This window comes from Psychrobacter sp. ANT_WB68 (genome assembly GCF_008369115.1).
In the GTDB taxonomy this organism is placed as follows: domain Bacteria; phylum Pseudomonadota; class Gammaproteobacteria; order Pseudomonadales; family Moraxellaceae; genus Psychrobacter.
On the sequence record NZ_VOAZ01000003.1, the window covers coordinates 54,270 to 67,672 of the forward strand.

The following is a 13,403-nucleotide window of genomic DNA, read 5'->3' on the forward strand; positions in this document are numbered from 1 at the left end:
CTTTTATCCTTATATTTATCTCGCCTTTTCATCAGTGTGACAAAAAACATCCTACAAAAACAAGAGGTTAATTGTAGGTATAAAACTTAAAGCAGGACTGGATATAAATATAGAATTTAGCAGTATCAGAGATTAAAATAGGCAGTGATAAAGGGGTAAAAAAATAACAGAGCAAACTGTCAGTTAGCGGTTATCATAAAATTATGACAGAATTTAAATGGCTACTAACGAATCACTTGTCCCGTTAACGCATCGCTGATTTGGCTAGGTAACAAATAGCCCAGTGTGTCTCCATTTAAATAACCCACTTGTTCGTGGTCATTAAAATCAGCAGAGGTAGTGGCATTAATATTGGTATTGTCGATATTGGTATTAGTTAAAAAATAAGCCTGCGCTTCTGCCAATGATAGAGCGGGTGGCTGACCAGCAGGGTTACAACTGGTCGAGACAACAAAACCATAAGGATTGCGGACGGAAACCACTTGTTGACACAGTTGCTGCACCAAAGGATGGTCAATCACACGCACTGCGATACTATTATGGGTGCCTGTTATCCATACGGGAATAGCAACAGGCAGGTTGGGCGATAAGGGCAACAACCAGGTATGCGCCTGCTTAGTGCAAGCATCAGACTTAGAATCGTTACACCAACTGTCTAACACCAACTGCCGTTGCTCATCACTTAGAGGATTTAACAGTGCCTCAAGTCGACTGGCGCTATCGGTGACCACTATCATGCCCTTCTCTATCGGTCGCTGCTTGATGGTCAAAAGCTGCTGTACTGCTCGCTGATTAAAGGGATCGCAGCCGATACCCCACACGCTTTCGGTTGGATAAGCAAGCAGCTGTCCCTCTTGAAGCCAATGCGCAGCTTGAACGACAGAATCGGTAATGAGTGGTTTAAATGTAGACATAGCTGAATGCGGTTGAAAAGGATGAGAGAATATAATACAGCTTTAATAATAGGCAAAATAGTATGTTTAAAAATTTCTCAAAATCGCGTTAAGCTTAAAAAAAGTTATACGCGCAAATAACGCCCACCTTGCACACTGATAACCCCTAACAACTCAAGCTCCATAAGCTGCCCAATCAGTTGCGGTGGCGTCAGGTTAGTAGTGCCTAATAATGCATCCAAATCTTGCCCATACCATTCAAGCTGCTCATAAACTGGTGCTAAATGCTCAGGAATAAAGGTAGCATTGGAAGAAGATTTAATATTAGACTGCGGCGACTGACCAATAGTTGCGATAGAATCTCTGTCTTTATTTAGAGGATTAAGAATTTGGCTAAGATTTTCTTGAGTACTACTAGCTTCTGTATTGTCCAATAACTTGTAGCTATGGTTTTGATAGCCCAATTGACTATTGATATCTTCGAGGACTTGCTGCGGATGATAAATCAAAGTTGCGCCCTCACGTATCAAGTGATGACAGCCTTCGGCATTACTATTATCGATATGACTTGGAATCGCAAAGACTTGCTTGCCTTGCTCAGAGGTTAAACGCGCAGTAATGAGCGAGCCACTTTGGATGGTTGCTTCTGTCACAATCGTCGCAAGGCTGAGTCCTGCGACTAGCCGATTACGGCGAGGAAACGTATGTTTGTGGGGCTGCGTGTGTGGCAACAGCTCACTGATGATACAGCCACCTTGATCGATAATTTGACTAAATAATTTATCATGATGATTGGGATAATTAACGTCAATCCCTGTCCCCATCACGCCGACCGTACGACCATGATGTTCAGAATCAACTTGTGCCAAAGCACCTAAATGTGCGCGCTTATCTACGCCCATAGCAAGGCCGCTGGTGATAATATAACCAGCTTGGGCTAAGTATTGCGCCATATCAAAGGTGATTTTTTGCGCGTGAGCGGTGGGTTTGCGGCTCCCAACGATGGCAATTTGCGCTTGTTGCAAACGTGATTTATCGCCACGATAAAACAATAAGGGCGGGGGGTCATAGATTTGTAAGAGTTGTGCAGGATAGTCAGACTGTTCTGCAAATAATAGACCATATTTTCCATCTAGCAGTGCCTGTTGGATGTTATCAATAGTGGCGTGCGTTTGCTCCAACTGTTCATGACGCTTGATATGCGTACTATGGATACCAAGCTGCCTCCATGCTGCTAATTTCGCACCCCAGGCAAGCTGTGCACTACCAAAAAAGCCAATAAGCTTATGATAAGCCGCTAATGACGCATTGACTTCAGTCCACAGCGCCACTACTGCGCGCTGCTCATCGGATAACAGAGAGGAGACTGCGGTCACGGTCATAAGCGCTTATCTCATAGTAACTGACGGATATGATGATTTAATAAAGACTCAAGTCATTATAAGTAAGGCGGTGGTAAAAGTTGATCACCAACGTTAATCGGTAGCTCAGAATCAAGCACATAAGCATAGCTAATATTATCAAAGGTATTAAAGACCATGACCATACCACTAGGCTCACTTGGCAAGCGTACCGGTGTGTCATTGTCTTTGATATCGCGTATCACTGCGCCTTTTTGATAAACGGTCAATACATCACCAGGTTTGGCGCCATGAGTGCTACCTAAATTGACAGCAACCACGCTGCCTTTAGCAGCTGAGCTGATAGAATCCATGACGCGGACAATCATACCACCACGGTTAACGGTGGCAGGCGTTGGATAAAATACTGGCGGGATGGAATTGTTTAATTCTACAAAAACGCGATCGCCTTCACGGACTTCTTTGCCGTAACTGTCGATAAGCTGCAAGCTAGTGACGCCATTGGTTTCTGTAGAGGTGACCAAGCCTGTGGCAACTTGGGTGACTTCTAAACCGATGACTTGTTGCGTTTTAGGCTCGACATACTTCTCGCCTTCACGGTAAATACCATAACGCTGTCCAACGATAAGTGGTACACCTTTAGCATAGACTTTATCGCCGCTTGCCGTAATTAAATTACCTTTTTTAGAGGCTAAAATATAGGGCGTGGTATTAAAATCTGCTGGATTAACAATGATGGTCTTATCGAGCCAATGCTGAATCGCAGACCATGGAATAGGCGGAATACTATTAGCGGTCGAAGTGACTGAAACTGTGCTAGACACTACATTACCCGTTAACTGTTTCTCAACACCTACACAGCCCTCACCTGTATCAACACCAATCAAAGTCTTACCTTGAATGACGCATAAGATAAGAATATCGTTCGGATAAATAAGGTTGGGATTTTTGATTTGCTTGTTGGTCGCCCAAATCTCTTTCCAGCGCCATGGACTGTCTAAATAACGTCCCGAGATATCCCACAACGTATCGCCCTTTTTGACGATATAGCGATTGGGTGCATCCGCTTTGATGGTCGGCGGTGGATTATTAGCGTGGGCAGTGGTCATCAGCATTGCACCACTAAATGTCGTCACCAATAGTGCTTTTGCTATCTTTTTTAAGCTCATCTTCATTGTTATATCCACAAATGTAGCGCTATTAGCGTCAACTCTGGTTTACTTAAGTCTATGAGTTAGGTTTGAACCTTATTTCTAAGCAATAAATAGTGACTAGAAAAAACATAAAAAGCTTAAGTATCACCATCATAACGCTTATAGAGCAGCTGCTCAGTGTTGTTGACTGATGTGATTGACGGGTTTGATTGCTAAAAAAGCGCCTAGCATGATGATGACTCGCCGACGCTATTTATAATATTACAATTATATCTACCATAACACAATCATAAACACTTTATTACAATAGCGTAACCTTTAATTGGATATTAATATCAATGAATATCTTATATAGATAAGCTTACTAAGCTGGATTTGGTGTAACGTGCTGACGGATTTGTTCAGCGACCAATTCAGCATCATTATCAAGCACCACCACATATTGCGGTAAGCTCTCTAAGCCTTCAGTATGGGCTGGGCGGGCGATTTCTATTTGACCAATAGCTTCAACGATAGTATCCGCAAATTTGACCGGCAGTGCAGTTTCCGCACAGACAATCACCTCACCCTCGCGCTGTAGTTCTTTGGCAACCTTGATACCATCAGCCGTATGCGGATCGACTAGCTCACCATGCTGCTCATAAAGCGCTTTAATGGTTTGCAGGCGGTCACTATGGGTCGATTTACCCGCAGCGAAGCCATAACGGGTATTAACCGCCTCCATCAAGTCAGACAAGTCAAAACCTTGACCGGATTTCACCCCTTCGAATAACTCGCTGACGCGAGCGCTATCTTTATCGAGTAGTAGATAGACAAAACGCTCAAAGTTAGACGCTTTGGAGATATCCATTGAGGGACTTGACGTGATATAAGTTTTAGCAGTTGGTCGCGGCTGATAAGCACCTTGATTAAAGAAGTCATTGAGCACGTCGTTTTCATTGGTCGCGACGATTAAACGCTCAATTGATAAGCCCATTTCGCGAGCAATATGACCAGCACAAATATTGCCGAAGTTGCCTGATGGTACGCTAAAGCTAACTTTTTCATCATTATTCGTAGTAACGGCAAAATAGGCTTTAAAGTAGTAAACAATCTGCGCTAGGATACGACCCCAATTGATAGAGTTGACCGTACCTAAGTTATAAGCTGCTTTAAATTCTGCATCTTGCTGTAATGCTTTGACGATATCTTGGCAATCATCAAACATACCATCGATGGCGATATTATGGATATTTTTATCAGTCAGGCTATACATTTGCGCGCGCTGGAATTCGCTCATTTTGCCATGCGGGGACAGCATAAAGACTTCTATATTCTCTTTACCACGCAGGGCATATTCTGCCGCACTACCTGTATCGCCACTGGTGGCACCAATGATGGTAATACGTGCGTCTTTTCTTTTAAGCACATATTCAAAAGCATTACCCAAAAACTGCATGGCAACGTCTTTAAATGCCAATGTCGGACCATTCGACAAGCCTAAAATATACAAATTATCTTCAAGCTTGCGGACAGGAACAATCTCATCAGAGCCAAATATTTCAGCGGTATAAGTGCGCTCAATAATATCTTGCAAATCAGAAGCAGGAATATCAGTAGCAAAGCGCTGCATAATCGCCATCGCAAGCTGTGGATAGCTCAGTGCGCGCCATTCCGTAAGCGTCGCACTATCAATATTTGGATAGTGCTCAGGCAACATCAAACCACCGTCTGGTGCAAGACCCATTAATAACACATCACTAAAATCCATCGGCGCTGTCTGACCACGGGTACTGATATATTTCATTAGATTGTCCTGTCTACAATGAGATGATTAATTAAAACAGTTTATTCAGCAGTTTTTTGCAGCAAGGCATAATAAAAGCCATCGCCGCTCTCGCTATCAATTGGTAAACACTGGCGACCGATCGCTTGTTCGATACCCCAACTGCAATCGTCACTAAACTCAATGGCTTCTACATTACTATAATGAGTCATGAAATCCTGCATTTGCTCGACGTTCTCTTGCTTTAGGATAGAGCAAGTGACATATAACAGATAACCACCAACTTTAAGCTGTGGCCATAGATTGTGCAATATATCCGCTTGTAAGAGTGCCGTTTGCTCGACGTCTTCTTCGGTACGCAAGATACTGATATCAGGATGACGACGAATCACGCCTGTCGCCGTACAAGGTGAGTCTAGCAATATAGCGTCAAATACGAGCTTGCTCTTTTTCTTACCAGCCCCTTGCCATGTCGTCGCGTCAGCACAGACAATATTGAGCTCAATATTTTTCCCAGCTTGCTGTAAGTCATGCTGACTTAAGTTCAAGCGCTGTAGATTGGTATAAATACGCTCGATACGCGGCGCTTCACTATCTATCGCCGTGAGCTTCACTTTTGAAACTACAGGTATTGACTCATCATCTTGTTTGACGTTAAACAATGGAGACTCGTTTGAGCTGATTAATTCTAACCAATGAGCAAGCTTACCACCCGGCGCTGCACATGCATCTAAAATGCGGATCTCGTTGTTGCTCGTATCCATATCGCCGTCTGCATCGTCGTTTTTAACACTCAGCTTATTAAGTAGAGCGCTATGGATAAGCGGTGCTGCAAGCTGAGCATGCATGTCTTGTACGCTAGCAGCCCCTTCAGCGAATTGCGGTAAGGCATTGACTGCGGTAGTTTGATGCAATCTTAACCCTTTGGTCAATATAGTATTAGATGTGGCTGTATCCGACGAGTTTTCGAGTTGTAAACCACTCGTTAGCTCAACCAAGTCCGCTTCAACTTCAAACTCCACCAATGCTTGCTGATAATTCTCTATCGAGGTAATCGCTGTATTCACGCGCAAAAACATTGGTGCAGGTTGACGTAAACCCTGCATCAGGTCGTCATACTGCTCACTCCAATCTTGCTTAAGCTGATAGGCAAGCCAATTCGGTAAGCTGTGTTTTTTATCACACTTCTTACGGAACTTACTTGGGTTTTTAGCAACTTTACGCAAAATGGCGTTGATTAAACCCGTCGCATGCGCAAACTCAATTTCTTTTGCCGCTTCAACCGTTTCATGAATCGCCGCATGGTCAGCCACTTGCAAATAGAGTAGCTGCGTTAGACCTACTTGAATAGTCGTACGTACTTCTTTTTCATCAATAGGGTTATCAGCCAGACTATCGAGTAAGCGCTCAAGGGCATACCACTGGCGTAACGTCGTCAACAATAGCGCATGAGCAAAACCTTTATCCCCATCATGCAAACTGTTTAATAGCGGATCAAGGACGCTCGCTAGCGACTGACCATTCTGAATCGCCAGTAAAGTGCGAATGACGCGAACGCGGACGCTACCATTCATGATAAGGTTGCTTGACGGTTTAAGCTTATTGTTTCTTGGCGCAGTACTGGTTTGTCTCATTAAATTGAATTTCCTTGACGCCTAATAGTTAGCGTCTTGTGCGATTTGGATTGTGTGTAGTTAGATTAAATTATTTCGTTTCTTTACTGAACTGGTCGCCATCATTGAGCTGATTTCCATGGCAAATTTGTTCGGCGCTCACCGGCTTGCTACCTGAAAACTGTAGCTGAGTAATAGCTAAACTAGTAGCTTGTTGATCATGATTACTTTCTTTGCCACAAGCTACTAATATAGCTTTGCGCCCAACGCTCATAACCGTGCCTGCTGGTTTATCGGTTAGCTGCGATGCATTCACAGGCAAGCTGGCTAAAATTTTGACGCGCTGCCCTGCCAAAAAAGTATAAGCACCTGGCCATGGAGTCAGTCCGCGAATTTTTCGTTCAATCAGAGTAGCTGATTGCGCCCAGTCAATTTCGCCTTCAGTTTTGACCAGTTTTTCAGCATAATTGGCTTGGCTGTCATCTTGTACTATAGCCTGAGCTTGATAATGTGGTAAATCTTTTAGCACAGTAATAATGGCGGTCGCACCAAGCTCAGCCATTTTATCATGTAGGCTAGCAGCCGTATCATCAGACTCAATAGGTGCGCTGACTTTATAAAGCATGTCGCCAGTATCGAGTCCTTTATCCATCTGCATAATAGTAATGCCAGTCTCGCTATCACCTGCCAGTAATGCGCGGTGAATAGGTGCCGCACCGCGCCAGCGTGGTAATAAGGAAGCATGAATATTCAGGCAACCATAAGTCGGCGTGGTCAATACACCAATCGGTAAAATGAGTCCGTAAGCAGCGACAATCATCACATCTGGCTGATAACTACGCAGGGTCTCGCGCGCCGCCAACCCTTCTGTGCTAGATTTCTTAAAGGTTTCAGGCTGCTCAACCGCAATACCATGCGCCAATGCCACTTGCTTGACCGCAGAAGCAGCCATTTTTTGTCCGCGACCTGCCTTACGATCAGGCTGGGTATAGACAGCCACAATGTCTATATTAAGCGCCGTTTGCTGCTTAATAAGCGCTTCAAGACTAACAGCAGCAAACTCAGGTGTGCCAGCAAATATCACTCTTAACGGGTTAGCTTCAGTCTGCGTTCCAGTCATAGGGATTTTCTCAGGTTGAGTGGCGTCAATAAATACATCAGGTTGTGCAGCAAGTGTGGTCATAGTCAGGCATTATTTATGGTTGATTTGCCTATTATAGGTGAGTTTGTAGTGTTGTGCCATGATTGTAATAGCAGGCATCAAGCGCTATTAATGGTGCTATTTATCTCTATAATGGTAATCAAGCTCAATTACTTATATATCAAATAAGCCACAGCGAGCAAATCTGTTATTTTCACTATCATTTTGAGATATGCCGACTTACCGCCGATTTAGGGTCATGCTTTTATGCAACAATTCCAGTCTCTGCAACGCCTGCTGATTTTTTATACCTTGACATTATTGGCAATGTTGTCAGTGTATTACGTCACCATGTTTTATGAGATGAGACAATATAATGAGCAATATAGCATAGAGAGCTTTTATGCATTGCAGCATGAGATTAGTGAGCTTGATAACCCTGCAGACTCTGAGATAAAAAAAATATTAGAAAAACCCTTTTTTAAAGGTATTAGCTATCAGCTGATTTTTATGATGCCGTCTGGACAAACTTATATTCACCGCCGCACCCGCCCTAATGAGCGTGAATTTACCGGCATCACCTTTCCCAAGGTCATGACTTCACTGCCTACTAATAGCAACCATTCTAGTACCTATAGAGTGAATAATAGCAGTTTGGTCGGCACCATTGAGCTTGAGACTGGTCATAAGGTTTATACCATCCTGCGTCATAAGCCGCTCGATATCAGTTGGATATCGTATCGCTATTGGCTGCCTTTCATGATAGCCACCATGTTCCTTACCCTAGCATTACTGTATACACTAAAACGGCGTGCCAATTGGGAACAACTCCTTATTTATACCGATGAGTTAAGCAGCCATGCCAAAGAGGCTTATATCACGCCACCGTTTATTGAAAAAAAAACTACGGCTGAGTTTTTGCGCTTAGGGCACGCGCTCAGTCGTATCAGTTATCAGTTGCACGACAATCACCGACGCATTACCACGCTAAAACATCGTTTAGAGCGTTTGGTTGACCATGCGCCGCTGCCCATGCTGATGATTATGAGACACGGTCAAATCAGCTTTTTTAATCAGCGTTTTGAGCAAGTATTTGCAACACCCTTTCAAAGCGATAGCAACTATCAATTGACTGACTTCGTCTTTGCTGAGGATGAAACCACTCAGTCACTATTATATAAACTGGCAGATTTGCGGGTTACGCGTACCTTATTGGTGTATGGATTGCATAATAAAAAAACCTATCAGTTGCATATTACCCCGTGGTTTGGCGAGCATGGACAAGTACATGGCTTTACGGTATTGCTAAACAATATCCATGAATGGGTCAATCAGAGCATACAATTACAACAACAAAACCAACAGCTACAACGCCAACTTGATGAGTTTAATACGCTTAAATCAAATTTGGGTCATGATTTACGCCTGCCGTTAGAAGCGATGATTGATACCCTAGAACCTATTGACCCTAAAACTTTGACGGTTGCTCAAAATGAAATTTTAAACACCTTAATTCACACCAGTCACTCTATGCTTACTATGCTGAACGACATGCTAGATATAGGAGAGATAGAGGTACGTAAGACTCGTTTGAATATCGAGGCGGTCGATATCTATAAACTCGGACAGAAGGTCAGTGAGTCACTGCTAGAAAGGATCAGGCAGCAGGGTCTTGAGCTACTGTGTTTTTTTACACCTAACAGTCCGCGTTATATTGATACAGACCATCAGCGTCTACAACAAATCCTGCACAATTTATTGGACAATGCAGTCAAATTCACCACTTCTGGCTATGTGGCATTGACCATAGAGACGGTGAGTAACGCAGAGGTATTAGCAAGCAAAAACAGAAGCTTGGTAGGTATCAATAAAGACCATACACTTACTCAAGAAGGCGATATTGATACAGACAATACCACTCATGCCTCACACGACTGGATTCGGTTTAGCGTAACCGATAGCGGTATGGGAATCGATATAGCGAAGCAGCATCAACTGCTGATGTATCTTAATGAAAACCACAACCGAAATGTTAACTATCTTCAAAAAAACACAACTAAAAAAGGATTAGGGTTAAATAACGTCAATAGTTTTGCGCAATTACTGGGTGGTTTTATTGAAATAAAAAGCACGCTGACTACAGGCAGCACTTTTAATCTTTACTTACCTTGCAGGCGTCCAAATTATAAGCCTATTTATCATCCTAATCCGCAATTGACCCATATCCATCTGATTGCAGTAATTAAACAACCGCTGCGTGCCAAACATCTGCGCGATTTGTGTGCTTACTTATCTATACCAGCCACTATTTCGACTTTTATAGACAGAACAGCGCTACGGCAAATAAACGATAAATTGACGCAAGATGAGCAGAGGCTTGCTCCTATTTTGCTACTAGATTATGAATATTATGAAGAAATCACGCTCGCACTATCGCCCCAAATAATCGCTGACGATAAAAATATAGAAGCTGAAAATAAATTAGAAAATAAAGCACACGTAAATATTGATAGACAGCAGGCTCTAAACAGCTTACTTGCTGATAACTCGCTGCCAAAAATATTGGTTAGCATGAAAGCAGAGCGCCGCATTCCATCCATGTTATTAGAGAGATGTGACGGCTTTTTAAACAAACCAGTCGATGTGGCATTATTACTCTCTGAATTACTGCGTTTGACGTTACTTGTTAGACAAAAATTAATACAGCCAGAGAATAGTAAAGAGAATAGTAACCCGTTAACAACAGCTACAGACGATGCTACTAGCGAAAGCCTAGCACCGTTGATTTTAGTAGTAGAAGATAGCCCAACCAATCAAAAAATAGCTTGCAAAATCTTGGAAAAAATCGGCTATCGTAGTGTGGTTGCAGAAGATGGGCAGCAAGCGCTAGACAAATTACAAGAACAGCGTCAAGAGATTGCGCTTATTTTAATGGATTGCCGGATGCCGGTGATGGATGGACTACAAGCGACCCAAGCTATTCGTGCGCAAGGCGATGATATTCCTATCGTTGCACTAACAGCAAATAATACCGAAGAGGATCGCGCCGCCTGCTTGCAAGTCGGCATGGATGAGTTTTTAGCCAAACCTATTAATAAGCTTAAACTACAAGAGGTTTTGCAAACGCTTATTAAAACCTAATAAGCGTTTACAACATTTGCCAGTCATATTAAAGAGGCATAAGTGCTGCTCTGACTTTAGATTGTACTCATTACCTCATAAAACCATTATCTGCTAAAAACGCCTCGGTGATAGCACTCTGTGGATTAGCCACATTTGAGCTATCTGCTTGCGATTTATTTAACAAACGCTCTAAGTAGCGCGCCACAATATCCACTTCCACATTGACTTTATCTCCTACCAACCAATGCTGCGCGATATTAGTCACTTGCGCAGTATGCGGAATGATATTAAGTGAGACAATATTATCGCGTACCAAATTGGTGGTCAGACTGATGCCATCAAGGGTGATAGAACCTTTGGTCGCCGTATAATGCGCCAGCTCTTGTGGTATCTCAATTTCAATATAAAGTGAGCGCGCATCTTTTTGCAGCTTACTGACCACGCCTACGCCATCGACATGACCGGCAACAATATGCCCACCAAAACGTGTTGTCGGTAGCATTGCTTTCTCTAAGTTCACGATATAACCTGGTTTTAGCTCCGCTAAAGCAGTGCGAGCAATAGTTTCACGTGAAACATCAACAGAGTAATAATTACTGCCAAACTCGACTACCGTTAAACAGATACCATTAGAGGCAATAGAGTCTCCTAGTTTCACATCACTAAAATCCAAACCATCAGACTCTATCGTCAAACGGATATCACCACCCGTTGGCTGCATAGATTTTACTTTTCCAACGCTTTCTATAATTCCGGTAAACATATCACCCTCTTTTCATTTTTTATTGCCCTAGTAGGCTAGTATATTTTATTTGAGCATATTGTTTCATGTAAATATATAAATAATGTTAACTATTGCACTCAATTATATCGACGGCATTTATTATAAGCGTAGCTAAATCTAGTAAAACCATGGGATAAACTGTGGATAACTAAAGAGTGTTTGAGAAATAGTAGGATTAAAAGCTGTATATCCGAGGAGTTATCCACAGCAGATATACTTTTCACTCTATACCTACCGAATACACTAGTAAAATCTAAGTGTTTGAATTAAAAGGAAATACCTTTATAAATTATTACCAAGTCCTATAAATCCGTTTCATGTGAAACAAAGTTATACACAGTTTCATGTGAAACTTCTGATAAATCATTATATTTATCCACACCAGTGGTTCATGAGTGTAATCTTGTGGATAAAGCATTGAAAAACAAGAGTTTCCGTTAGAAGGTTTATAAAGGCAGTAAGGTAAGCTTAAGATCAGAATCCAGTTGCTCATGCCTTTGAATATCAAAACGCAGCTGCTGTGCTAAAAGTAACGGATTAATATCAACCATAGGGCGTGCTTGTGCTCCTAATAAGCAAGGCGCTTGATAAACAATGAGCTCATCCACCAGCTGCTGTTGTAAGAAGCTACCAGCCACGCTTGCTCCTGCCTCTACCAATACGTCATAACATTGATGCTCAGTCACTAGGGTTTTTAATAACTCAATCAAACTATCTTCACGCCAATATAGCGTATCTGCTTGAGTGCATAACTGATAGTCAGATTGCAAATCGTATTTTAGTCGCTCTCGTCTATCAAGTATCACCACCTTAGCAGATGGTATCTCCTCAGGCGCTATACCCAATCGGCTTGAACGTACGTTTAATTGAGGGTTATCGACGATAACGGTTTCGCTACCAGTGATAATAGCGCCACTCTGCGCGCGTAATTTCTGCACATCTTCACGTGCGGCTGTACCCGTAATCCATTTCGACTCTCCAGATGCCATTGCCGTACGACCGTCAAGACTGGTGGCAATCTTAAGCCTGACATAAGGTAATTGGCTGCGCATCGCCCTTAAAAAGCCTTTATTCAACGCTTCTGCTTGCGCTGTTAGCACGCCAACGGTAACAGCGATGCCCGCTTGTTCTAACAGTTCCACCCCGCGACCAGCCACTTGAGGATTAGGGTCGAGACCAGCGATGACGACACGTTTCACACCAGATTCAATAAGCGCTCGCGCGCATGGCGGAGTACGTCCAGTATGACTACAGGGTTCTAACGTCACATAAGCGCAAGCACCCACGGCGCGTATACCTGCATCTTTTAAGGCGAAAACCTCAGCATGCGGCTGACCAGCTTTAGGATGAAACCCTTGCCCGACCACCTCGTCTGCTTGCACCAACACACAGCCCACCGCCGGATTGGGGCGCGTCGTATACAAACCACGCTTTGCCTGCTCGATAGCAAGCATCATAAAATAGCGGTCTTTGGCATCTTGAGAGTGATTCGAGTTCGGCATAAGGGCGTACTTAATAGAGGATGGAAATGGTTATTATAAATACCTAATAGTTTTAGAAGGTTTGAAC

At 43.0% G+C, this 13,403-nt stretch carries 9 protein-coding genes; 1 reads left to right on the forward strand and 8 read right to left on the reverse strand.

The window, feature by feature from the left end; all coding sequences use genetic code 11:
- Nucleotides 1–224: 224 nt before the first annotated feature.
- The 6 genes from FQ084_RS08730 to fmt all read right to left on the reverse strand — a co-directional run bounded on the left by FQ084_RS08730 (nucleotide 225) and on the right by fmt (nucleotide 7,969).
- A complete protein-coding gene (locus FQ084_RS08730; RefSeq protein ID WP_149490263.1) occupies nucleotides 225–914 on the reverse strand; it encodes an L-threonylcarbamoyladenylate synthase in 690 nt (229 codons plus the stop codon).
- 104 nt (nucleotides 915–1,018) lie between these two features.
- Nucleotides 1,019–2,275, reverse strand: a complete 1,257-nt coding sequence (gene dprA / locus FQ084_RS08735) for a DNA-processing protein DprA (RefSeq protein ID WP_149490264.1) — start codon at nucleotides 2,273–2,275, stop codon at nucleotides 1,019–1,021.
- Nucleotides 2,276–2,331: 56 nt separating this feature from the next.
- Nucleotides 2,332–3,429, reverse strand: coding sequence for a LysM peptidoglycan-binding domain-containing protein (locus FQ084_RS08740; protein ID WP_149490265.1), 1,098 nt, complete (start codon nucleotides 3,427–3,429; stop codon nucleotides 2,332–2,334).
- A 343-nt stretch (nucleotides 3,430–3,772) separates the two neighbouring features.
- Nucleotides 3,773–5,194, reverse strand: coding sequence for a threonine synthase (gene thrC, locus FQ084_RS08745; RefSeq protein ID WP_149490266.1), 1,422 nt, complete (start codon nucleotides 5,192–5,194; stop codon nucleotides 3,773–3,775).
- A 41-nt stretch (nucleotides 5,195–5,235) separates the two neighbouring features.
- A complete protein-coding gene (locus FQ084_RS08750; RefSeq protein WP_149490267.1) occupies nucleotides 5,236–6,807 on the reverse strand; it encodes a transcription antitermination factor NusB in 1,572 nt (523 codons plus the stop codon).
- A 70-nt stretch (nucleotides 6,808–6,877) separates the two neighbouring features.
- Nucleotides 6,878–7,969 carry a methionyl-tRNA formyltransferase gene (fmt, locus tag FQ084_RS08755; RefSeq protein WP_149490268.1) on the reverse strand — a complete coding sequence of 364 codons (1,092 nt, stop codon included), beginning with the start codon at nucleotides 7,967–7,969 and terminating at the stop codon, nucleotides 6,878–6,880.
- A gap of 225 nt (nucleotides 7,970–8,194) precedes the next feature.
- Between fmt and FQ084_RS08760 the strand changes: the two genes are divergently transcribed.
- Nucleotides 8,195–11,068, forward strand: a complete 2,874-nt coding sequence (locus tag FQ084_RS08760; RefSeq protein ID WP_149490269.1) for a response regulator — start codon at nucleotides 8,195–8,197, stop codon at nucleotides 11,066–11,068.
- 70 nt (nucleotides 11,069–11,138) lie between these two features.
- Here FQ084_RS08760 and FQ084_RS08765 read toward each other — a convergent pair whose 3' ends face one another.
- Together FQ084_RS08765 and ribD are read right to left on the reverse strand one after the other, a co-directional pair.
- Nucleotides 11,139–11,813, reverse strand: a complete 675-nt coding sequence (locus FQ084_RS08765) for a riboflavin synthase (RefSeq protein WP_149490270.1) — start codon at nucleotides 11,811–11,813, stop codon at nucleotides 11,139–11,141.
- A gap of 467 nt (nucleotides 11,814–12,280) precedes the next feature.
- On the reverse strand, nucleotides 12,281–13,336 hold the full coding sequence (ribD, locus tag FQ084_RS08770; protein WP_149490271.1) for a bifunctional diaminohydroxyphosphoribosylaminopyrimidine deaminase/5-amino-6-(5-phosphoribosylamino)uracil reductase RibD: 1,056 nt from the start codon (nucleotides 13,334–13,336) through the stop codon (nucleotides 12,281–12,283).
- Nucleotides 13,337–13,403: the final 67 nt, after the last annotated feature.